Origin of the sequence: Paenibacillus agri (assembly GCF_013359945.1) — a bacterium.
Classification (GTDB): Bacteria; Bacillota; Bacilli; order Paenibacillales; family Paenibacillaceae; genus Paenibacillus_AQ; species Paenibacillus_AQ agri.
The window spans coordinates 1-23068 of record NZ_JABWCS010000205.1; the positions used below are offsets into that span (position 1 = coordinate 1).

Annotated in this window: 19 protein-coding genes; all 19 read left to right on the top strand. The window is 48.6% G+C overall.

The annotated features are described in order from the left end of the window. Positions 1-138: 138 nt before the first annotated feature. The 19 genes from atpG (at position 139) to HPT30_RS11140 (ending at position 22903) form a co-directional block, all read left to right on the top strand. Positions 139-1008 (top strand): ATP synthase F1 subunit gamma, encoded by an 870-nt coding sequence (atpG, locus tag HPT30_RS11050; protein ID WP_175371450.1) that lies wholly within the window; start codon positions 139-141, stop codon positions 1006-1008. Between the two features lie 163 nt (positions 1009-1171). Beyond that, positions 1172-2572, top strand: a complete 1401-nt coding sequence (gene atpD, locus HPT30_RS11055) for a F0F1 ATP synthase subunit beta (protein WP_175371451.1) — start codon at positions 1172-1174, stop codon at positions 2570-2572. A 65-nt stretch (positions 2573-2637) separates the two neighbouring features. Next, positions 2638-3054 carry a F0F1 ATP synthase subunit epsilon gene (locus HPT30_RS11060; protein WP_175371452.1) on the top strand — a complete coding sequence of 139 codons (417 nt, stop codon included), beginning with the start codon at positions 2638-2640 and terminating at the stop codon, positions 3052-3054. A gap of 250 nt (positions 3055-3304) precedes the next feature. Beyond that, the gene (locus tag HPT30_RS11065; RefSeq protein ID WP_175371453.1) at positions 3305-3562 is read left to right on the top strand and encodes a DUF1146 family protein; all 258 of its coding nucleotides are present in this window, start codon (positions 3305-3307) and stop codon (positions 3560-3562) included. A gap of 206 nt (positions 3563-3768) precedes the next feature. After that, positions 3769-5139, top strand: coding sequence for a UDP-N-acetylglucosamine 1-carboxyvinyltransferase (gene murA / locus HPT30_RS11070; protein WP_066379045.1), 1371 nt, complete (start codon positions 3769-3771; stop codon positions 5137-5139). Between the two features lie 151 nt (positions 5140-5290). Further along, the gene (gene spoIID / locus HPT30_RS11075) at positions 5291-6418 is read left to right on the top strand and encodes a stage II sporulation protein D (RefSeq protein ID WP_175371454.1); all 1128 of its coding nucleotides are present in this window, start codon (positions 5291-5293) and stop codon (positions 6416-6418) included. A gap of 60 nt (positions 6419-6478) precedes the next feature. Further along, positions 6479-7219 carry a M23 family metallopeptidase gene (locus HPT30_RS11080; protein ID WP_175371455.1) on the top strand — a complete coding sequence of 247 codons (741 nt, stop codon included), beginning with the start codon at positions 6479-6481 and terminating at the stop codon, positions 7217-7219. 246 nt (positions 7220-7465) lie between these two features. Then, positions 7466-7753 carry a sporulation transcriptional regulator SpoIIID gene (spoIIID, locus tag HPT30_RS11085; protein ID WP_019915029.1) on the top strand — a complete coding sequence of 96 codons (288 nt, stop codon included), beginning with the start codon at positions 7466-7468 and terminating at the stop codon, positions 7751-7753. Between the two features lie 216 nt (positions 7754-7969). Further along, positions 7970-8968: a rod shape-determining protein gene (locus tag HPT30_RS11090; protein ID WP_175371456.1), complete on the top strand. Its 999-nt coding sequence runs from the start codon at positions 7970-7972 to the stop codon at positions 8966-8968. 50 nt (positions 8969-9018) lie between these two features. Further along, entirely contained in the window at positions 9019-9894 is an 876-nt protein-coding gene (locus HPT30_RS11095; RefSeq protein WP_175371457.1) for a flagellar hook-basal body protein, read from the top strand. A 12-nt stretch (positions 9895-9906) separates the two neighbouring features. Next, entirely contained in the window at positions 9907-10728 is an 822-nt protein-coding gene (locus HPT30_RS11100) for a flagellar hook-basal body protein (protein WP_175371458.1), read from the top strand. Positions 10729-10736: 8 nt separating this feature from the next. Further along, complete coding sequence (locus HPT30_RS11105) at positions 10737-10964, top strand: DNA-directed RNA polymerase subunit beta (protein ID WP_066379025.1); 228 nt, start codon at positions 10737-10739, stop codon at positions 10962-10964. Positions 10965-11259: 295 nt separating this feature from the next. After that, positions 11260-11682, top strand: coding sequence for a 3-hydroxyacyl-ACP dehydratase FabZ (fabZ, locus tag HPT30_RS11110; RefSeq protein ID WP_175371459.1), 423 nt, complete (start codon positions 11260-11262; stop codon positions 11680-11682). A gap of 37 nt (positions 11683-11719) precedes the next feature. Next, positions 11720-13438 (top strand): phospho-sugar mutase, encoded by a 1719-nt coding sequence (locus HPT30_RS11115; protein WP_175371460.1) that lies wholly within the window; start codon positions 11720-11722, stop codon positions 13436-13438. A 180-nt stretch (positions 13439-13618) separates the two neighbouring features. Further along, positions 13619-15682, top strand: coding sequence for a DUF5693 family protein (locus tag HPT30_RS11120; protein WP_175371461.1), 2064 nt, complete (start codon positions 13619-13621; stop codon positions 15680-15682). Next, the gene (gene csaB / locus HPT30_RS11125; protein ID WP_175371557.1) at positions 15658-16857 is read left to right on the top strand and encodes a polysaccharide pyruvyl transferase CsaB; all 1200 of its coding nucleotides are present in this window, start codon (positions 15658-15660) and stop codon (positions 16855-16857) included. Before HPT30_RS11120 ends, csaB begins: the two co-directional genes overlap by 25 nt. Before the next feature lie 6 nt (positions 16858-16863). Next, positions 16864-17622, top strand: coding sequence for a WecB/TagA/CpsF family glycosyltransferase (locus tag HPT30_RS11130; RefSeq protein WP_312876327.1), 759 nt, complete (start codon positions 16864-16866; stop codon positions 17620-17622). 113 nt (positions 17623-17735) lie between these two features. Beyond that, positions 17736-18863, top strand: coding sequence for a glycosyltransferase family 4 protein (locus tag HPT30_RS11135; protein WP_175371462.1), 1128 nt, complete (start codon positions 17736-17738; stop codon positions 18861-18863). 161 nt (positions 18864-19024) lie between these two features. Next, positions 19025-22903, top strand: coding sequence for an S-layer homology domain-containing protein (locus HPT30_RS11140; protein ID WP_175371463.1), 3879 nt, complete (start codon positions 19025-19027; stop codon positions 22901-22903). The last annotated feature ends 165 nt before the right edge of the window (positions 22904-23068 follow it).

Sequence of the window (23068 nt, forward strand, 5' to 3'; positions counted from 1 at the left end):
AGTTGATGCTTACGAAGATAGCTTTGACTTCGTCAAAGCCAAGTTGATGCTTACGAAGATAGCTTTGACTTCGTCAAAGCCAAGTTGATGCTTACGAAGATAGCTTTGACTTCGTCAAAGCTTTAAGGTGGTGAAATCATGGCAAGAAGCATGCTTGATATTAAACGTCAAATCAAAAGCGTTAAGAACACCAGACAGATTACCAAAGCGATGGAGATGGTAGCTGCCTCCAAGCTCAGAAAAGCGCAGGAGAAAGCCGAGGCTGCTCGTCCTTATTCAGAGAAGCTGAAAGAGGTCGTTACGAGTATCGCTTCCGGTTCGGATGGTATTCAGCATCCCATGCTGATCTCCCGTCCTGTTAAGAAGACAGGATACCTAATCGTTACTTCGGACAGAGGTCTGGCTGGTGGATACAACGCCAATATTTTGCGTAAGGTGACTATGCTCATCGCAGAACGCCACAAGTCGAAAGACGAGTATGTGTTGTTTGTTATTGGCCGCAAAGGCCGTGACTTCCTGCGCCGCCGTGAGTACCCGATTATCGAGACGGTGACTGAGCTTTCTGATACACCGAAGTTTGCGGACATCAAGTCCATTGCCAACTCGTCTGTTCAGAAGTTCGTAGATGGTGACTTTGACGAGCTGTATGTATGCTACAACCGTTTCGTTAATGCCATCACTCAGGTTCCGACCGTTGATCGGTTGCTGCCGATGGAAACAGTGAGCGAGAAAAAGAGTCATGAAGCCAGTGCGAACTATGAATACGAGCCTTCTCCTATGGGCGTTTTGGAAGTGCTGCTTCCGAAGTATGCCGAGACTCTGATTTATAGCGCAATACTGGATGGCAAAGCCAGTGAGCTGGGTGCGAAGATGACAGCGATGGGCAATGCAACGAAGAATGCGTCGAAGATGATCGGGGATCTTACCCTTACGTACAACCGTGCTCGTCAAGCGGCAATTACACAGGAAATTACCGAGATCGTAGCCGGGGCAAACGCGCAGTCTTAAAATATATAGAGTGTTAAGTAGTACTTAACATTAGCTTATATTTTACGAGAATCGGGTGCCGTATAAGCGATACGCGGTATCGCTGCCTTTTAGAGCGTAAGTTCTGTAAGGACGGCACTGTCGTTTCTCCTTAATGTAATAGCTTTCGAGGAGGGAAACTAAGATGAACAAAGGACGCGTTGTAAGCATTATGGGTCCGGTTGTGGATATTGAATTTGAACGCGGCCAATTGCCCGAGATATTCAACGCCATTAAAATTGTGACCAGCTTGGAGAATGACCGCAAGATCGATTTGACGCTTGAGGTTTCCAACCATCTGGGTGACAATCTGGTGCGTTGTATCGCCATGTCTACTACAGACGGGCTGGTACGCGGGCTGGAAGCTATCGACCAAGGAGGACCAATCTCGGTTCCTGTTGGCGAAGTGACACTGGGCCGTGTATTTAACGTACTCGGAAATCCGATTGATAACGGCGCAGAGATCGTAGCTGAGCAAAAGAACCCGATTCACCGTTTGGCTCCGACATTCGATGAATTGTCCACGCAAGCGGAAATTCTGGAAACTGGAATCAAGGTTATCGACTTGCTTGCTCCTTATGCTAAGGGCGGTAAGATCGGTCTGTTCGGTGGTGCCGGTGTAGGTAAGACCGTAACAATCCAGGAATTGATCAATAACATCGCTCAAGAACACGGTGGTATCTCCGTATTTGCGGGCGTGGGCGAGCGTACTCGTGAAGGGAACGACTTGTACCATGAAATGACGGACTCCGGCGTTATCAAGAAAACAGCGATGGTGTTCGGACAGATGAACGAGCCTCCGGGTGCACGTCTGCGCGTAGCACTGACTGGTCTGACCATGGCGGAATATTTCCGTGATGTGGAAGGCCGCGACACGCTGCTCTTTATCGACAACATCTTCCGCTTTACTCAAGCGGGTTCCGAAGTATCCGCCTTGCTCGGGCGTATGCCGTCCGCCGTTGGTTACCAGCCTACGCTGGCAACCGAAATGGGTCAATTGCAAGAGCGTATTACCTCGACGAAAAAAGGTTCCGTTACTTCCATTCAGGCTATCTACGTGCCTGCGGATGACTATACTGACCCGGCTCCAGCTACGGCGTTTGCCCACTTGGATGCTACAACGAACTTGGAGCGTAAAATCTCCGAGAAAGGGATTTTCCCAGCGGTTGATCCTTTGGCTTCCAGCTCCCGGATTCTTGCGCCTGAAGTTGTTGGCGATGAGCACTACAATGTGGCTCAAGGCGTGAAGCAGTTGCTTCAACGTTACAACGAGCTTCAAGACATCATTGCGATCCTCGGTATGGATGAGCTTAGCGAAGAAGACAAGGTGATTGTAGGCCGTGCTCGTAGAGTGGAACGCTTCTTGTCTCAGCCTTTCCACGTGGCCGAGCAGTTCACCGGCTTCAAAGGCAAATACGTGCCGATTAAAGAAACGGTTCGCAGCTTTAAAGAGATTCTGGACGGTAAGCATGACGATCTTCCGGAAGCCGCTTTCCTCTTTGTAGGTACGATTGAAGAAGCAGTCGAAAAAGCGAAATCATTGTAACCCTGAGCTGAGTTAAGGCTCTCGATGCAAGCTTTACTATGGTAAAGCTTTTAGGAGGAATGGAAGTGAACACTTTTCTATTGGAAATTGTCACGCCGGATCGTCTAGTCTACTCAAAACAGGTAAACAGCCTGACCGTACGTGGGGTAGAAGGCGAATTGGGTATTTTGCCCGGACACATTCCGCTTGTAACTCCACTCCAGGTTGCTCCGCTGTCTATTAAGGCGGATGGTGTGACGATCTCAATCGCCGTACACGGCGGTTTCGTTGAGGTGCACAAAGACAAGGTAACCGTGCTGGCTGAAAGTGCCGAGCTGCCTAAGGATATCGATGTTGAGCGCGCCGAGGCGGCTAGAGAACGGGCTCAGCGCCGTTTGCAGTCGCTTAGCAAGCAGGACGATATTGATCATCGCCGTGCGGAGTTGGCGCTGCAACGCGCCGTTACACGGATCAAAGTGTCCACTGGAAAAGGACAACAGTAGCAGTATGGCGGTCAAGCTTATGGGCTTGGCCGCCTTTTTGTATCTATCAGCTGGACAGCGAGTAAAATACTGGATTCAACTTGAGAGCATGATTTAAGGTCTTATGGAGGTTGTTAAAGTGAACATCTGGTGATATTCTAGGATATTGGAGCTATATTGTTTAAAAATTTGTAAAAGTACTGGATTCTTTTCACCTGCGCAAGTATGATATAAGAGTCGATTTCCGAGTAAGGTTACACGGGGGGTAAACATGAACGAAATGTTGACCGCGGATTTGTCTAGCGCAATCGGCCGCAGCGGTTTGGTCTCAATGGTTGTATCTTTGCTCTGCGTTGTATTATCTTGGTGGGCTTTGCAGAACCTTAAGCTCGATCTCATCATAAGATATCCCAAGAGCCCGCAAAGCAGGCTGCTGCATTTGTTGCTGGCGATTGTTCTGGGCCACTTCGTGGCTGGGTTCCTGCTGGATTATCTGGGCTGGAGCTCGCAGATCCGCCATATGTTTTAAGACGTAAGGGTTTGGTTATTAGTTCGTAGGTCAGAAGTTGCAGTGTGATATCGAATAATAACTTTTTATTATGTCAACACTGAATTTTAAGGGATGTACTCGAAAAACAGGATGAAATGACGGAATATGCGATAATATGACAGTGGCACTTAAATTAAGATGAAAACATTTATTTCGAGAAATAATGGACGCGGAGGGAAACCGAAATGAGCAAATTTATCGTCCGCGGTGGCAACAGATTGACCGGGAGCGTGAAAGTTAGCGGCGCAAAAAATTCCGTACTACCGATCATAGCCGCCTCTTTATTGGCAGAAGAAGGAGTTAGCGTCATTGTGGACGCACCTCCGCTTGACGATGTAATGACGATTAGCAAAGTGCTGGAATCTCTGGGTGCAGGGGTTACATACCAGAACGATATTATTGAGGTCGATGCCAGAAGTATCTCCTCGTGTGAAGCACCTTATGAATGGGTGCGCAAAATGCGTGCTTCTTTCCTAGTGATGGGGCCACTGTTGTCCCGATTGGGACGTACAAGAATCTCTTTGCCAGGCGGGTGCGCAATCGGTACTCGTCCCATTGATCAGCATTTAAAAGGATTTGAGGCGCTTGGTGCAGAGATCAGTCTCGGCCAAGGCTACATTGAAGCGAAAAGTAACGGAAGGCTGCGCGGAGCCAAGATTTATTTGGATGTAGCCAGCGTAGGCGCGACCGAAAACATAATGATGGCGGCAGCTCTTGCCGAAGGCGTGACCGTAATTGAGAATGCGGCCAAGGAACCTGAGATTGTTGACCTGGCCAACTATTTGAACGGAATGGGCGCTATCGTTCGCGGTGCAGGCACAGGCGTGATTCGCATTGAAGGTGTTGAGTCTCTGCATGGCGTGAAGCATCATGTTATTCCTGACCGTATCGAGGCAGGCACCTACATGGCTGCTGCAGCGATCACAGGCGGCGATGTTTATGTAGAAGGTGCCATTGCCGATCACCTGGGACCCGTGATTGCGAAGATGGAAGAAATGGGTGTAACCATTATTCCGGATGAGAACGGTGTGCGTGTCATCAGCGACAAGCCGCTGAAGGCTGTTGATCTGAAGACTCTGCCGTATCCTGGTTTCCCAACAGATATGCAATCACAAATGATGGCGTTGCTGCTTCGCTCTGAGGGAACCAGCGTGGTTACCGAAACTGTATTTGAGAACCGTTTCATGCATGTGGATGAATTCCACAACATGAATGCAGAGATCAAGATTGAAGGCCGCTCTGCAATCGTTACGGGCAACGCTCGCCTCGTAGGCGCCAAAGTCTGCGCTACTGATTTGCGTGCAGGAGCCGCGTTGATTCTGGCAGGTCTTGTGGCTGAAGGAACTACAGAGGTATCCGGAACACATCATATCGACCGTGGGTATGTTCATTTGGCGGAGAAGCTGTCGGGACTTGGTGCGGATATCTGGCGTATTTCCATGGAAGACGCTGCTGCCGAGAAAGAAGAAGCCGCTAAGTCTGAGGCTTCCAAAAGCGAGACTTTCAAGAATGAAGAAGTGAAGCCCCGTTTTCAAGTTCAACCGACCTGGGTATAATTCGCACTAATTTGCAAAGATAAGCCAAGTGGCGTTCCTGCCGCTTGGCTTTTTTTGTCCGACTCTCTTTCTCTCAATTCCTGTTCTAGCAGTTGGCCGAAACTCATATCTATAAGAATCAGCCAGTGAAGCACAGGAAGGAGCCATAGAGATGAAAGATTCCCGTTACACCCGGCGCTGGAAGAATCCGCGCCTCATTTTGCGGCGCGCGGCGCCGTATGCGAAGCGCCTAGCGCCAGCCGCTTGGCTGGCAGCGCCTCTCCTGGCGGCGCTGCTGCTGCCTCTGGCCGTGGTTACACCGCGGCACGGCCAAACCCCGCCGCCTGCACCGCCGCAGCACACAGCGGCTCCGGCGGCGCAGGCCCCGGCTGCGGAGAACGTCCCGCAGCCGCAAGTCTCTGTCTATTTGTCGCGCAGCGGACAAATAGAGACACTGCCGCTGGAAGACTACGTCAGCGGCGTGGTAGCCGCCGAGATGCCGGCGGACTTTGAGCTGGAAGCGCTCAAAGCGCAGGCCGTGGCGGCCCGCACCTTCATTGCCCGTCGCCTCGTAGCCGGCGACGTCAGCGGCGTGCCCGTACCGGGCGCGAATGTTACCGACACAGTGAGCCATCAGGCTTACGTGTCGTCCAAGAAGCTGAAGCAGGACTTTACGCCAGTTCAGCAGGAGAAAATCCACCGCGCGGTTCTGGAGACCCGTGGTGTGATTATGACGTATAACGGACAGCCGATCACAGCCTCTTTTTTTGCTTCCAGTGGAGGATATACCGAGAATTCAGAAGAGTATTGGAAGGGAACGGTGCCCTATTTGCGCAGCGTAGCCAGTCCATGGGATAAAGAGATTACCCCCAATTATGCAGTAACCTCAACGTTCACGGTTCAGGAGCTGATATCCAAGCTGGGAGCGGGTAAGGGAGCTGTCCCGGCAATCAAGGATCTATCGGCGTCTGTCAAGGATGGAACCACTTCCCCGTCAGCGTTGCCAATGGAAGTGTTGTCTCTTACAACAGGGCACCGGATCAAGGAGATTTCGATCGGCGGGCAGGTGTTCACTGGCCGGGAAGTACGAGAAAAGCTGGGACTAAGGTCCAGCCAGTTCACTTGGAAGCGCAAGGGAGACCAGATTCTGATCACTACCTATGGCAATGGACATGGTGTGGGTATGAGTCAGTGGGGGGCGAACGGGATGGCTAAAGAGGGTGGAACGGCGACCCGAATTCTCAAACACTACTATACGGGGATCAACTTTGCACAACTCTCAACTCTTTTGAAAAAATAACTTGAAAGATACGTATAAAAGCAGATTGCCCGGTAACACTGGTTACTGAGGTGATAAACTATGAATGAACAAGACAAAAACAAAACAAACCATGATGAATCTCTCAAAAATAAGCAGGGAGATTCAGGTGCGAAACCTTCTTCATGGAACAGACTGTTATCCAAGCGGTGGGTATTCCCGGCAGTCTACACGGCGGCAGCGGCAATCATACTAACCTTGGTGTGGGTCTATCAGGACGCGGGTACTAAACCGCTGACTCAGGACACCGCCGCCGTTGTCAACAAGGAAGCCGGAGCGGACGAAGCGATTGCAGCAAACGGAAATCCCGATGCCATGGAAGTTGTGGCTTCAGCTGAAGACATTGCCTGGCCGGTGAGTAATCCCGGCGAGATCGAAGTGGTCAAGCCGTATTATGACGAGAACGGGACCGAAGAGAATCACGTAGAGGCGATGGTGCAATATAACGACACCTTTACGCCTAATACGGGAATTGATATCGCCCGTGAAGACAACAAGCCGTTTGATGTCAAGGCCGCACTAAGCGGTAAAGTGACTCGGGTAGAGAATCATCCGGTGAACGGTACAGTAGTGGAAATTACTTCTGCTGGCAACTTGAAGACAGTATATCAAAGCCTGGGCGAAGCCAAGGTGAAGCAAGGCGATGAGGTCAAGCAAGGAGATACTCTTGCTCCTGCCGGACGCAATGAAGTCGAGAAAACGCTCGGCAATCATGTTCACTTTGAAGTGTACGAAGACGGCAAGCTTGTGAATCCTTCCGATTTGCTGCCAGAGCGCAAATAATTATTTTTTCGAAAGGCAGGGGGCCAGGTGCCCTCTGCTTTTTTGCGTACAGGACTTTACAAGCCCTACAGTGGCCCGGTAATCATTGCCTGCTGACACGGACAATCAGGAGCGATCGTGCACTGTTTTACGGTTGTCCACCAAATAAAATGAGCCTCTCAAGGCTTGTCATGTCCTGAAAGCGCGAATATATAGGCCCGCCACTCATATAATGTACCAAACTATCCACAGTTGGGAGGCGGGAGCGTGCACGACTACATCAAGGAACGTACGATCAAAATTGGACGCTGCATCGTGGAAACTAGGCACACGGTCCGAACCATAGCCAAAGAATTTGGCGTTTCCAAAAGCACGGTGCATAAAGACTTGACGGAGCGTCTGCCAGAGATCAACCCTGATCTGGCCGATCAGGTGAAGCACATTCTCGAATATCACAAATCTATCCGACATCTTCGGGGAGGAGAAGCCACAAAGATTAAATATAAAAAGACCACTGGAAAAAAGCGTGAGGTTGCTGTAGCGTCAAAGCCATAACATTTTCGGAATTTTAAGGAATATTTAAGTTTTAACGCATTGTATACATCCCCTAAAGTATGGTATTTTTAAATTTGGTACTATATATGTTGAACTAAGGAAATAAGTCCAATTGCCTACTTTTTTCGTAGGACCGAAAATGGGCGTATCATTCTTTGGTTTGGTCTATATAATTTCTAATTTATTCTAAAATAACACTTTGGGGGCTCTTTCATTATGCTTAGCAAGGATATCGGAATCGATCTCGGCACGGCCAATGTGCTCATTCATGTTAAAGGAAGGGGAGTCGTTCTGGATGAACCTTCTGTGGTCACGCTTGAAAGTGATACGAAGAAAGTCCTTGCGGTGGGAGAGCAAGCCCGGCGGATGGTTGGCCGCACTCCCGGGAATATCATGACGATCCGTCCACTTCGGGACGGGGTTATTGCCGATTTTGAAATTACGGAATTGATGCTCAAGTATTTCATCGACCGTGTGGGCGGTCGCAGTTGGTACGCACGGCCCCGCATTCTGATTTGCGCGCCTACGAACATTACCTCTGTTGAGCAGAAGTCTATTCGCGAGGCGGCGGAACGCAGTGGGGCCAAGGAAGTATTCATGGAAGAAGAGCCAAAGGCCGCAGCGATCGGTGCGGGAATGGATATTTATCAACCAAGTGGAAACATGGTCGTCGATATTGGCGGCGGAACGACGGATGTAGCCGTATTGTCCATGGGCGACGTCGTTACCGCCTCTTCGATTAAAGTTGCAGGGGACAAGTTCGACGATGCCATTTTAAAATATATTAAGCAAAAGTATAAGCTGTTGATCGGGGAGCGCACCGCGGAGGACATCAAGGTCTCCATTGGTACAGTACGACCAAGCGGCATGCAGGCGGAACTTGATATCCGCGGACGTGACATGGTTAGTGGACTGCCCCAAACCTTAACCATATCCTCCAGCGAGGTGCAGGAAGCCCTGTGGGACCCGGTTTCTTCTATAGTTGCTGCTGCCAAATCGGTGCTTGAACGTACACCTCCTGAGCTGTCAGCAGATATTATCGATCGTGGCGTTGTTCTGACCGGAGGCGGTGCGATGCTGAATGGATTGGACGAGCTGCTGTCAGAGCAATTGCACGTACCTGTCTGGATTGCCGAAGATCCTATGCATTGTGTTGTTAAAGGGACGGGAATCATGCTGGATCATTTGGACAAGGTCGTTAAGAAAAAGTTCTAGGCAGCCGATAATAAAGGATAGAAGAAGACCTAGGAAGGGGACATCCTTTAATGCTAAGAGGACTGTACACGGCTGCTGCCGGCATGGTTACACAACAACGCCGGCATGATACGGCAACGCAGAATATCGCAAACTTGAATACAACGGGGTACAAGCAGGTTGACAGTGTCAGCCATGCGTTTCCTGATGTGCTGATTTCCGCCATGAGTAATGGCGTGACAAAGCCGATCGGACGGGTCAACACAGGTGTATTTGCAGAACAATCGATTTCCCAATATTTGCAGGGGGATTTGATTGAAAGCGGCAAACCGGTTGATTTTGCACTGGACACGAATTTACAAGTTGCGGACCCCGTTACAGGCGAGAACATTACGTTTGACGGATCAGGCAAGTATACCAGTCCCCAAGGAGAGGTAATCTACCGTCCCCAAGCCTTTTTTACTGTACAGGATAATGACGGCAACAATCTCTATACACGCAACGGCAGCTTCACGGTTACTCCGACGGGTAATGTTCTTAGTGCAGGCGGGTTCAAGGTGCTGGACGAACAAGGCAACCCGCTGGTCTTGACAGAACCGCAGGACAACCTTAAAGTGGACGGGCAGGGCAATTTGCTGGACCCTAGAACAGGACAGCCTTCGGGGACGAAGATTGGCGTCAGTGTCATCACCAGACCCCAGGAGCTGGTGCGTGATGGTAATGGTGTATTTCATGCGGAGGATGTCAACACTGCCGGTATCCGGTTTGCGAACAATGGAGATAACCTGAAGGTTCGTCAGGGCTTTTTGGAGAACTCCAATGTGGATGCAACTCAGGTGACTGTAGATCTGAACGCTGCTTACCGGGCATATGAAGCGAATCAGAAGGTTATCCAGTTCTACGACAGCAGCCTGCAGAAGGCCGTTAATGAAGTTGGCAGGGTATAGGAGGATTGATTCATGAATAACTCAACAATCAGTGCAGCGGTCTCCATGTCCAGTCTTCAGAAACGTCTGGATGTTATTGCCGATAACGTCGCGAATGTAGATACAGTTGGTTACAAGGGCAGACAGGGCTCCTTTGAGGATGTATTGACCCGTGTACAACAGCAATCGCCCGATTATAACCAGCCGGGACGAAATACACCGCTTGGCTTCAATATTGGGTTTGGGGTGCGTATGTCTCAGGTTGCAAACAATTGGGAAGAAGGCCCCTTGAAAGAGACGGGGAATCCGACAGACTTGGCTCTTCAAGGGAACGGAGTATTCGGTATTCAGGTGAACGGAGATACTGTATATACACGCCAGGGTGATTTTCACTTTACCCCGGATATCAATAATGCGGCGAATATGCTGCTAGTGGACAATCAGGGTCATTCTGTATTAGACACACAGGGGAACCCGCTTACGGTGCCCGCTGGCGTTATTGCAGCGATTGACGAGACCGGACAGGTGCTTACTAAGCAGCGGGAAGATGGTCCTGTGACGGAGGGTCCGCGAATCATGATTGCAGAGCCATTCAGCAAGGATGCACTGCAAGCCATCGACGGCAGCTATTATAAATTAGCGGATGGCATCACAGCACAGCAGGCTTTTGTGCAGAGGGCTGCGAATGAGGCAGCGACAGTTGGGGTGCGCTCTGGCTGGCTGGAGCAATCCAACGTGGATCTCAGCAAGGAAATGACTGAGCTGATGAAGATTCAGCGCACGTACCAGCTGGCCGCCCGGGCCTTGTCCTCCAGTGACCAGATGCTTGGCCTGGCCAATAACATGCGTGGGTAGGTGAAGTAATGAGTCGTCAGAATCACGATAAGCAGGAAGAAGAACGTACACCGGTGAAGAAGCGGGGCGTGCGGAAGTGGACCATTATCCAGTGGTTTCTGATTCCATTGCTGCTGGTGGCTGCCCTTGCAGGAGGGCTGGTAGCCGGGTATGTTGTATTAGGCAAAAAAGAATTCAGTGATGTGCTGCAGTGGAGCACATGGAAGCATGTCTATGATCTGGTTTTTGCTCCGTGACCGGAGTAATGTGGGAACTCCCTTGTTGACAAGGGAGTTTTCTTTTTTATACTGGAAAATGTATAATGATGGGGGACTAAGTGAACAAAAAGGACCCTCTCCACCAGGCTGCCGCGTACGGTGGAGAAAGCCCCTTATCTGAACCTCCACTTCTGCAGGTGGTGAAGGATAATATAGTTTTTGCCGAAGCAGACTGAGTTTATGCAGTCCGGCCTAAGAAAGTATGATTTATGTACGAGGCTGCAGCTGCAAGCTAGTGTAAACACGCGGTACATCCGAAAGGAGTTTTGTCATAATGTTGAATGTTAATGAAATTCAGGAAATTATCCCCCACCGGCCTCCATTTCTGCTGGTGGACAGAATTACTGAGATAGAAATGGGCAAACGTGCAGTAGGCATCAAAAATGTAACGGTGAATGAACCTTTCTTTACAGGGCATTTTCCCGGATATCCTGTTATGCCAGGTGTGCTGATCACCGAGGCGCTGGCTCAAGTGGGCGCAGTGGCAATTTTGGGTGTTGAAGCTAACCGTGGCAAAATCGGCTTCTTGGCCGGGCTCGACGGCTTCCGCTTCCGCGGTCAGGTAGTTCCAGGTGATACCCTGGTGCTTGAAGTGGAGATTACCCGCCTGAAGGGAAGCATCGGAAAGGGACAGGCCACGGCAAAAGTGGATGGCAAGGTTGTTGCATCCGGAGAAATTATGTTTGCATTGAATTGATACCCTATAAATGATATATGGAGAAGGAGAGATTCATATGACCCAATTAAGCCCGAAAGCTGCAGAAACGCTAGAAAACTGGTTGCAAGATCCATCTGTGGATGAATCTACAAAGGCGGAGCTGCGTGCGCTGGAGAACGACCCACAGGAGCTTGAGGAACGTTTTTACAGAGATCTGGAATTTGGTACTGGCGGTCTGCGCGGCGTTATTGGTGCGGGTAGCAACCGGATTAACCGTTACACGGTAGGCAGAGCAACTCAAGGCTTCGCTCAGTATATCCTGGAGCAGCACACTGGAGAAGGCCGTCCTTCTGTCGTCATCGCCCATGATTCCCGTCGTTTCTCTCCGGAGTTTTCTTTAGAGACAGCACTGGTGCTGGCAGGCAACGGGATTGAAGCTTACTTGTACCCTTCCCTGCGTTCTACTCCGCAGCTGTCTTTCAGTGTTCGCCACTTACAGGCAACCGGCGGTGTAGTAATTACGGCTAGTCATAACCCTCCCGAATACAATGGTTATAAGGTATATAATTCTGAAGGCGGACAGCTTGTCCCGCATGAAGCGGAGAAGGTCATTTCCTACATAATGGAGGTAGACTCCTTCGATACTGTGAAACGTATTTCTCAAGAAGAGGCTGAGAGCCAAGGATTACTGCATTGGCTGGGTGAGGAGGAGGATGAAGCCTTCACCGATACCGTTGCTGCGGTCAGTGTAGCGCGTGAGGAGATTGCAGCCAAGCTTGGCCGTGATTTCAAAATCGTATACACACCTCTACATGGTACAGGCAATCATCCTGTTCGCCGTGTACTGGAGAAAATCGGATTTACCCAAGTGCATGTAGTGCCGGAGCAAGAGCAGCCGGACTCCGAGTTCACCACGGTGAAATCACCGAATCCGGAGGAGCGTGAAGCCTTTACACTGGCGATCAAGCTGGGTGAAGAACTGAACGCTGATCTGCTGATCGGAACAGACCCTGATGCGGACCGTATGGGTGCTGTAGTGCGTGACAACGAAGGCAAGTTCGTCGTGTTGTCCGGTAACCAGTCCGGCGCGCTCATGATTCATTATTATCTGAGCCGTTTGCAGGAGCAAGGCAAGCTTCCGAAGAACGGTGCAGTGGTCAAAACCGTTGTAACAAGTGAAATGGGTGCTGCTGTCGCTGAGCACTATGGTGCAACCATTTTCAATACATTAACAGGCTTCAAATATATTGGGGAAAAAATGACCCAGTTCGAAGCATCCGGCGAGTATACGTATCTGTTCGGCTATGAAGAAAGCTATGGATACCTGGCCGGCAACTATGCGCGCGACAAAGATGCGGTTCTGGCGGCTATGCTAATCGCTGAAGCAGGGGCTTATTACAAAGCACAAGGCAAAACATTGTACGATGTCCTTCAAGAGCTGTACGAGCAGTTTGGCTACTTCCTGGAAAGCCTGGAATCACGCACTTTGAAAGGGAAAGATGGTGTAGCACAAATTCAGGGCATTATGAGCGACTGGCGCAGCAATCCGCCACAAGAAATTGCTGGCTCGGCTGTCAGTGAAATTCTCGATTTCTCTCTCGGTCTGAACGGACTGCCGAAGGAAAACGTTCTTAAATATATGCTGGCTGATGGTTCCTGGTTCTGCCTGCGTCCTTCCGGCACAGAGCCGAAAATCAAGGTTTATTTTGCAGTGCGGGGCGAATCGCTACAGAATGCTAAGGATAAGATAGCAGCTCTGTCCGAACAGGTTATGGCTCGTGTCGATGGGAAATAGGAAATAAAACAAGAAATTGGATTTCTCCTGGTGATCAAAGCCCGGGTATAATGTGGTAAAGCGGGGACTTGGGCCGGATAACAGGTACTGTTATGCTTAAGCCTCCATGAGCTTTGCCCGGTACGCCGGGCTTTTGATTTGTGAAGAGAGGTCTTTCAAGTGAAAGAGGAGGTACTTTTGGTGCAGCAAAAATGGCAGCGATGGAACATTTCTTCGAGAAAGTGGCTGTGGATAATAGTTGTGGTCGGCCTTATAGCTGCCCTGCCTGTCGTCTACGATCGCCTGGTAACGGAGAGATCATCGAAGACGGTGGAATTGGTATTTGATTATCGGGATCTGGTGGCAGTCTCCAGCTACCGGTCAAATCCGCAGGATTATATTTCGGAACAGCTGGATCGCCTGAAGGAAGCGGGCGTGCAAAGCATGGCTATCTATGAAAGCACGCTGGATGATTTTCGCCGGGCCCGCCGTTTGATGATGTGGGGGGCGGCAGATATCGCCAACCTGACGGATACGATTATCCCGGAAAATCAAAACTACACGTATATTCTTTTTACAAGCGCAAAGAATCATGATGCTCTGGCACCTCTGCTGCGTGATAAGTTCACGGAATTGGGCATTGCTACGAGAGACTGGAGCTTCCGTGGTCAGGAAGGACTTATTGTCGAGACGCCAATTGAAAATGCCTCGATGAAGCCTATTCAGCCAGACCCGATTACGCTCGAAATGCTGCATGCCAAGGGATTCAACATCGTACCCCGGCTTGTAGATTCCTTACCGTACAATGAAGCTTCCGTGAAAAAGCTGGTGGATCAATATGCACAGCTTGGCGTGAAACGGATTCTTTTCGAAGGGGAGTCTGTAAAAGGCTTTAAAGATGATGCAGAATTGCATAGCCTCACAGCCTTCGCGGACCTCCTTAAGCAACATGGAATCGGAATTGCAGCCATTGAGAATATAAAGAAACAGCAAAAGGGCTTCAATAAGCTTGCTTATATGCTCGATTATAATGTGACACGTCTGTATTCCCTGAGTGAGGCAGATTCATCCCTGAAGCCCGATGTTATAGCTGACCGGTTCGCTCTGGCCACCAAGGACCGCAACATCCGCATGCTGTACTTGAATACGATCTCGACAAGAGATACGTCTAAGGCGCAGATCTCGGATACGTTGGATAATCTGATTACGAGCCTCAGCGAGCCTGGAGGCGCAGTCGATAAAATCAAGGATAACGGTTTTACGTTGGGACAGGCGACAGCGTTTGATGTTCAGCACTCGTCTTATCAGCGTTACCTCAAGCTGGTGGCTGTGGTTGGTGCCCTGGCGTTGGTAGCGTTGATGGTCTCGTACTTTATACCATGGCTTACGCTCCCTGTCTGGGTACTGGGGCTGGTGGCAGGTGCGGGATTGAGACTCTTGCGTCCTGAGCTGTTTGAGCAGGCCTTGGCACTTGCTGCGGCCATTAGTGCGCCAACTGTGGCGACTGTGCTCGCCATTCGTAAAATCAATCAAATGGGCCCTCCAGTCCGAAGCAGCGAAGCTGGAAGCAAATTAAGCAAGAATAGCAGCACCTATGCTGTAATGAGTCCTCAGCGGCGCCTGACACACAGCCTGGTCTTGTATGTGAAGACTGCGTTGATTTCCCTAAGTGCGGTGCCTTTCGTGATTGCTCTGCTTAACAATATCACCTACAGCCTGGTCTTGAATCAGTTCCGCGGGGTTAGCTTGCTGCATACTGCACCAATCGGACTGGTGGCGTTGTACGTGCTCCTATATCGTGGAGAGTTTACCTTTAACAAAACAGGTAAGCTGCTGCGTACACCGATTACACTACTTTGGGTAATTGCAGCCGGGGTTATCGGAATTGTCGGCATGTACTACTTGAGCCGTACGGGTAACAGCGGCAGTGTAACGCCAATTGAGAAAGTCTTCCGTACGTTCCTGGAGAACACTGTCGGTGTTCGTCCTCGGAATAAGGAGTTCCTGCTTGGGCACCCGTTGTTTATTCTTGGGGCATTCCTGGCCTTTAAATACCGGAATGCAGCCTTCATTATGATCGTGGCTGTTATTGCACAGCTCTCGATGGTCGATACCTTTGCACATATCCATTCACCGGCCCTGATCTCACTGGTGCGCGGTCTGCTCGGTCTTGGACTGGGATTGATCATTGGGATTATCGCTGTTATTGTTTGGCAAATTGGAGAAGGGTGTTGGAAAAGATGGTCGCCACTCCTCAAACGATAGTTATTTCGGGTTATTACGGTTTTCAAAATAGTGGGGATGAAGCTGTTCTGCAATCCATTCTGAATGCATTGCAGAAGCAGTCGGCTGCTACTGGTGTATCTATTGAACCTGTGGTTTTGTCCATTAATCCTGAATGGACGACAGCCAATTATGGAGTAAAGTCCGTACACCGGATGAAGCTGAAAGAGGTACGGAAGGCGATTTCGGAAAGCTCCGGCCTCATTAGTGGAGGAGGAAGCCTTCTCCAGGATGTAACCGGCAGTAAGACGATTCCTTATTATCTGGGTATTATCAAGCTGGCCCAATGGATGGGGAAGCCGACCTTCATTTATGCCCAGGGCATTGGCCCGGTTAACCGCAAGCTGTTCCATCCTTTGATCAAATCAGTTTTTCGTAAATGTGCTTATATTTCTGTGCGGGACGAGCAGTCCCGCCAGCTTTTACACACGATGGGGCTTGGAGGAAAGACTGTTGAGGTTGTGCCGGATCCGGTTATGGGATTATCATTGCCTGAGGAACAAGGCGGACAGGCTACTGACGTAGCGGCAAGAAAGTTTGCCGATGCTGCTGCTAAGAGTAGTTCTGCCTACGCTGAAGATTCCGAAGCAGGAAACGAAGTTACTTTACCGGTAGTCGGAATATCGGTGCGTTATTGGGAAGGGGACCGTGCGGAACTGAAGGCGATTGCGGGTGGCTTGCTGAAAGCTGCTGAAAAAACACCGCTGCATTTCAAATTCCTGCCCTTCCACCATCCATCTGACAATGAGGCCTCCCGTTATGTCATGGATCAGCTTAAAGATGTGGCATCAAAGGGGAGTAAAATCAGTATTTGTGAGGATACGCTCCATCCGCTGCAAATGCTGCGTGAGGTTGAAGGGTGTGATGTGCTGATCGGTATGCGGCTGCACAGCCTAATCTACGCTGCAGGCAGACGTGTGCCACTGATTGGCATCTCTTATGATCCGAAGATCGATCATTTTCTGGACAGAATCAATTGCCAACCAGTGGGAGCAACGACCACGCTGGATAGCGAAAAGGTGGCTGCCCAGGTTCTTGAGCTTCTGGAAAACGGAAGTGACTGGAGACTGGAACGGGAGGCACTTATTGCTTCTCTGGTCAGTGACGCCGAGTCTCCGGCCCGGCACATTGCACAATATTTACACCGCAAAGGGTGATATAGAGTGAAAGCAGACAGTGTGATACCTACAGTACCCATTTTCGGTATTCGGGTATCCAAAGTAGATATGGCCGCAACGGTCTCCTATCTGACTGAGGCTGTGCAATCGCGCAAGCCGCATCAGGTCATTACCGCCAATCCAATTATGGTTATGGCAGCGTTGGATGATCCGGGCTATATGAAAATCATGCAATCCGCAGAATTGGTTGTACCTGATGGTACAGGCGTTGTATGGGCAGCCAATTACTGCCATCAGCCTGTAGCTGAGCGTGTCGCGGGTTTTGACCTGTTACATGAATTGCTGCATGCTGGGGAAAAATATAACTGGAAAGTATATCTCCTGGGATCTACTCCCGAAGTGATTCAGGAGACAGCAAGCCGGTTGAAGTCCAGGTTTCCTGGAATTGTCATCGTAGGTTACCGTGATGGATTCTTTGGTCTCGCCGAAGACGATGGTGTTATTGCTGACATCCTTGAAGCGGCTCCGGACATGCTGTTTGTTGCCCGTGGTGCAGACAGTCAGGAACCTTGGATTGCCAAGTACAAATCAAGGCTGGCGGTACCGATCATGATGGGAGTCGGAGGAAGCTTCGACGTCATTTCTGGCAAAAGCCGCCGGGCGCCTGTAGCTTTTCAAAAAATGCGTATCGAGTGGCTATACCGTCTTCTCAAGGAGCCTACTCGGTACAAAAGAATGCTTGCCCTGCCGAAATTCGCAATAAAAGTGATGCGCGAGAAAGATAAAGTAACAAAAGTGGAGTAAAATGATGATTTTCGCCGATAAAGTAGGATAATTAGCCTAGAAACGGAATTGGAATTCTCTTTTGGAACAGCGTATAATTCAATGCGGTAGAGAAATGGGGGTTGACTGATCAAATGTTAATCATATACATCGCCGGATTTATCGTCTGCATGGGCCTAGCGTTGTGTCTGACACCGTTGGTGAAGAAGTTCGCCATCAAAATCGGTGCAACGGATGTGCCGAATGCCCGCAAAGTGCATACGAAGATTATGCCTCGCCTTGGCGGATTAGGTATTTTTCTGGCGTTTGTGTTAGGCTTGCTTGCCGTATTACCGTTCATACCGTATGAATTTACTACGCGGGAGGCCAACTTCATCAAAGCGTTGCTGAGTGGCGGCGGACTGATCGTTCTTCTTGGAGGACTGGATGACCGTTTCGAACTATCGGCAAAGGTGAAGCTACTGGGCCAAATTGCCGCAGCCTGTATCGTTGTATTCGGCTTCGGAATTACTGTTGACTTTGTAAACATTCCTTTTAATAATACGTATTCCTCATTGGAAAGCTGGATTGCTATTCCACTGACAATCTTCTGGATTGTAGGGGTAACCAACGCCGTGAATCTGATTGACGGATTGGACGGGCTTGCTGCCGGTGTATCCGGGATTGCAATAGCAACCATTGCTGCAATGGCATTTATCATGGGTAATATCATGGTTGCGCTGCTGTGCTTACTGCTTCTCGGCAGTATTGTGGGCTTCCTGTTCTTTAATTTCCATCCGGCCAAGATCTTCATGGGAGATGCGGGTTCCCTGTTCCTGGGCTTCAGCCTGGCGCTTCTGGCCCTGCTAGGGTTTAAGCAAATCGCTGTCGTTTCGTTCATTACCCCGCTGTTGATCATCGGAGTGCCACTGTCGGATACCTTCTTCGCCATCGTACGGCGGAAGCTGCAGAAGAAGCCGATCTTTGCACCAGATAAAGGCCATTTGCATCACTGCCTGCGTGAACTTGGATTCAGCCATCGTCAGACGGTGCTGATTATCTACGGCATTGCCACCTTCTTCGGAATTCTGGCAGTCATCCAATCCTCCGCAGCTCTGTATGAGGCAAACTGGGTTACCTTCGTCGTCATCTGTGTAATGTTGTTCTTCCTGCAGATCGGCGCCGAGATTACCGGATTGGTGGGTAAGACCAAACGTCCGCTGCTTAACTTTATTTTAAGAATGCGCATGAAACTTGATCCGGAGAGAAGTTCTAAGTCCTGATTAAGAATTATAGTGAACTTTTAATTATTTGTTCTTAACATTAAAACTCACCCGATTTCGGGTGAGTTTTTTACTGTTTTGCTAAAAATATCACTTACATGAACCGATATAGAACAGAGTGATGCTTTACCAGAACCCCTATTCAAAGGAGAGATATGCACATGCAACGCTTTAAGAGACCATTCGTATGGCTGCTGCTGGCGGCTTTGCTCGTTACCATGTTCCCAGGTCGGTACACACCCGTTGCGACAGCAGCAACAGCATCCACGACTTACTTTAGTCCGGATGATCTCCTGCTGCGGAACACGATTTCCCTGAAACAGGACGTTGTGAAAACTCCTGGTGATACTACCGATCCAGAGGGTCTAATCAGCCGTACCAGCGCCTATAAGACAAGCAATCAGACGCTAACTATTACAGGTACCTACTCACAAGTTACATCGACTACGATGAAGGTTGTGGTTGAACAGCTTACGCAAGACACCACCGGGAAATGGGTTACAGACCCTACGCGCTTGACCACCGGTACTGTTACTCCTGACACCAACAGTCCAAACAACCGCTTTACAACAAGTGGAGTTGTTCTATATCCGGGCTATAACAAAATTACGTTCTCGGGAAACCAGGGTAACCTGCAGCGCTCCGAGTCCTTTTACGTACTTTATGATAAAGTGCCGTTTATAACATCTCTTAAAGTTTTGGGTGGTCCGGCAGCCTTGGATCTGAATGAAGGCACACAGGTAGTTGTTCCTGTTTCTTCTATTACAATTCAAGGTAAAGTAGCCAATGCTACAAAAGTAAGTGTAGCAGTCAATGATGGACCTGTCCTGCAGACATCACTTCTTGAGGATGGCACGTTCTTCACTCCCGCACTGACTATCAAGCCGGGACTCAGCAAAATCAAAATCACTGTGCAAAATGCTTCAGATTCCATAAATATTGACCGGACGATCTATTTCTTTGACAAAAACCAGCCGTATGCTTCATTGAATATTGTTCATGGCGGTGTGGAATATAACCTTTTGAACAATACACCTACGTTGACCGCACCTGACACAACGGCAGCTCTGAAAGGTCAGATTCTTGTACCCTATAGCGCCACTTCTTTTTTAACAGGGGCTAAGTTTACTATTAATAAAGGAACAACTAATGCTGTTGTTCTTCCAATCGATAATGTTGCAAGTGAAGTCGTCATTCCTGGACCGAATGGTGTCACGCCAGCTTATAAGCTGGTTGAATTTACAACAAAGACTGAGCTAAATATTACTGCAGGCTCCAATGACTTCACTTTGGCTCTTGATTATGACCAATACAGTACATCGTTGGTGAACTCTTATAAGTATTTGCTCAATGAGACAGTAATCGACGATATCTTCTATCTGCCAGGTTATACGGGAACTGGGCCTCTAACCAATATCTCTAAGCTCCCTTTAAACGGTCAGCAATTGGAGAAGGACAATTTCTACATTCTCGTTAAAACTAATAGAGCAACTACAGCTGTTCTTACGGCTAATTACTTGCCTTTGAGTAAAGCGCCCCTAGATTTAGCTCCAGTTCCGGTGGCAAACCTAGGGCAAAACGAATACGTATATCACATTACCAAGTTTGCTAACGGACAGCAAAAGGTGCAATTTAAATATACAGGATCTCAATCCTTCTATAATGCTGATATCTCCTATGTATCCAAGAATTATATTTACGTGAATAATATTCAAGATGGACAGACTTATGAGTTTAATTCCAATACTAGTAACAAGCTCACATTTGAAGGTGAATATCTTGGGTTTGAGAACATTCAAAGTGCCCAAGTACAGATCAATGGTATCGATAGTGCTTCTTTACCAACAGAGGTAAAATTTGATCTGAGCAATGTTAGTCTAGCTAAACCAACATTCAAGTTCACCTTACCTATTACGCAGTCGGGACCTTTGGTATACGGTGAGAATAAGATTGTATTTACCGGCGTATCTAACAGTGGAGGAAATCAACGTACAATTACAAAAGAACTGCGTATCTATATTATTGATACCAATGTCTCTAACCTGACTCAATTTCATCCTTCGTTAGGAGAGGGACGTACACCATTTACAACTAACTCCTTGTCTAATGAGACGGAGCGCAATAAAATTCTGGCGCTCCCGCCTGAGTTTGTATACAAGGATGAGAAATATACTACAAATCAGGAGAAATATGATCTCGTTCTGCGTGGTGGCGGTGCGACGATTTTGAATCTCTATCGCGGTTCGGAATTAGTTTTTACATCGGTAGGCAAAGCGGATATGCTTCAAGATGATCCCAGACCACTTTTTCCCGAAACTGATACAACAGGACTTATATACGATTACTATGGTAGTGACAAAGATTTCCTCCTGCGCTTGCGTGACATCAAGTTTGATGCGCCTGGAAGTCATGTTTATTCTCTTGAACTGATCAACAAGACAGGTGCCAGAACGACACAACGTCTTGAAGTAACTCGTGAGGTATTGCCGTACCGGGTTCTAGCGCCAGTTCCGACAGTGGGAGATAAAATCATTGTGAACAAAAACTTTGTCCGCTTTGATATTGAAGCCGAGGGCGCTACCAAGGTAATGATCGACAAATTCGAAGCAGTGAAACGTAATGACCTTCAGAACCGCTTCACTTATGATTATGTTGGTCTGAAGCCTGACAAATCTACGTCCATTAAGATTCAGATTGTACGTAACGGGACGACCATCAATGATACAATCCAAGTTTATTATGCAAGTGCAACCCAAATCGACACGCAGTACATGGCTGAAAAGGTTGCAACAAAATACAGTGTTTTCAACAAGGGACTTGAGCTTTCCTTCCCTAAAGGAACCCTTATGAAAGGCTTTGCCAGTTCAGGGGCTGCCAAGTACTATCCAGATACAAAATTGTTGTTCGGGATTGTAGATCCTGTTGATGGTGTCGTTGAACGTGTCAATGATTACGGGAATATCATCAACGTCAGTGCTGCGGATGCCAGAACACCTGAAGGGAAGAGCCCGCTTGTAATTCCTCAGGAACTGGTTCTTCGGTTCACTTCGACAGCCAGCACGAACAACTTTTCAAGAGTTTCAGATATTTATTGGCTTAATGGTGGTCTAGGAGAAGTAGGTACAAAAGGAACAGCAAATTATGTACCGGCTACAAACGGGATCGCTCCGTACTCGATAGAAGGATACTTTACGCAGTATAGTCAAACTCGTAAAATCGTTCCTTCCCAGCGCGGTGAGCTCAAACTGAGCTTTAGCCCAAGTGTTGTGGATGAAGTGGGATCTACTATAACAGTATTCCGCTACACAGACTCCGGAAAGTGGGAGAATGTTGGCGGGGAAGTGGATACCAAGAATCATACCGTAACTGTTCCATTTGATGAATTTGGTTATTACACAGTGATGAAGCTACGCCGTGGCTTTACGGACATTACTAATCATCCGTGGGCGAGAAATATACTGAATGGATTATACTCAAAGGGGATCATGACTAATCTTCGTGCAGACGCCTTTGGAGCTGATGACACGACAACTCGTGGGGAGTTCGCAACCCTACTAGTGAAAGGTTTGAATATACCGCTAAGTTTTAATCCAAACCAGCAGACATTCTTTGACATTGTGCCAGAGGCCGTATCAACGACCTGGGATTTTAAGCATATTGAAACAGCAGCCAGAGCGGGTATCGTTACAGGACTGAGTGATGGTTTCTTTGGGCCAGATCAGCCGCTGACCCGCGAACAAGGTGCTGTGATGATTGCGCGTGCCCTGAAACTAAAAATGTCTATGAACGACAACAAGCTTCTGGCAAGCCTCTCCAAATCATTTGGTGATACCGCTAATATGGACTTCTATACGCGACCAGCTATTGAGGCTGTATCGAAGGCCAAGATCATGGAAGGGACACCAGTGACTATAACGGGACAGAAGAAACCTACCTATAATTTTAATCCAAAAGGTAAGTTAACCCGTGCTGAGGCAGGGAAAATTGCCGTAGAGCTTTTGAAAAAGAGCACTAGCATCTTCCCGAAGACCTTTAACTAAAATCATTCTGCAACAAAACGGCCAATTCCGCGAAGGTATTTGCGAATTGGTCGTTTTATTTTTCCATATTTGGAGTTTGACAGACCATGCCTGAGCCTACATAATTAAGTAGCATTAATGAATTTTCCATTCATACTGCGTTTTTCTGGGGAATAGCTTAACTTA

Bases quoted from the DNA above. Each gene is read 5' to 3' on its own strand.
- atpG (WP_175371450.1), top strand. From the start codon at position 139: ATGGCAAGAAGCATGCTTGATATTAAACGTCAAATCAAAAGCGTTAAG.
- atpD (WP_175371451.1), top strand. From the start codon at position 1,172: ATGAACAAAGGACGCGTTGTAAGCATTATGGGTCCGGTTGTGGATATT.
- HPT30_RS11065 (WP_175371453.1), top strand. From the start codon at position 3,305: ATGAACGAAATGTTGACCGCGGATTTGTCTAGCGCAATCGGCCGCAGC.
- murA (WP_066379045.1), top strand. From the start codon at position 3,769: ATGAGCAAATTTATCGTCCGCGGTGGCAACAGATTGACCGGGAGCGTG.
- spoIID (WP_175371454.1), top strand. From the start codon at position 5,291: ATGAAAGATTCCCGTTACACCCGGCGCTGGAAGAATCCGCGCCTCATT.
- HPT30_RS11080 (WP_175371455.1), top strand. From the start codon at position 6,479: ATGAATGAACAAGACAAAAACAAAACAAACCATGATGAATCTCTCAAA.
- HPT30_RS11090 (WP_175371456.1), top strand. From the start codon at position 7,970: ATGCTTAGCAAGGATATCGGAATCGATCTCGGCACGGCCAATGTGCTC.
- HPT30_RS11095 (WP_175371457.1), top strand. From the start codon at position 9,019: ATGCTAAGAGGACTGTACACGGCTGCTGCCGGCATGGTTACACAACAA.
- HPT30_RS11100 (WP_175371458.1), top strand. From the start codon at position 9,907: ATGAATAACTCAACAATCAGTGCAGCGGTCTCCATGTCCAGTCTTCAG.
- HPT30_RS11105 (WP_066379025.1), top strand. From the start codon at position 10,737: ATGAGTCGTCAGAATCACGATAAGCAGGAAGAAGAACGTACACCGGTG.
- fabZ (WP_175371459.1), top strand. From the start codon at position 11,260: ATGTTGAATGTTAATGAAATTCAGGAAATTATCCCCCACCGGCCTCCA.
- HPT30_RS11115 (WP_175371460.1), top strand. From the start codon at position 11,720: ATGACCCAATTAAGCCCGAAAGCTGCAGAAACGCTAGAAAACTGGTTG.
- csaB (WP_175371557.1), top strand. From the start codon at position 15,658: ATGGTCGCCACTCCTCAAACGATAGTTATTTCGGGTTATTACGGTTTT.
- HPT30_RS11135 (WP_175371462.1), top strand. From the start codon at position 17,736: ATGTTAATCATATACATCGCCGGATTTATCGTCTGCATGGGCCTAGCG.
- HPT30_RS11140 (WP_175371463.1), top strand. From the start codon at position 19,025: ATGCAACGCTTTAAGAGACCATTCGTATGGCTGCTGCTGGCGGCTTTG.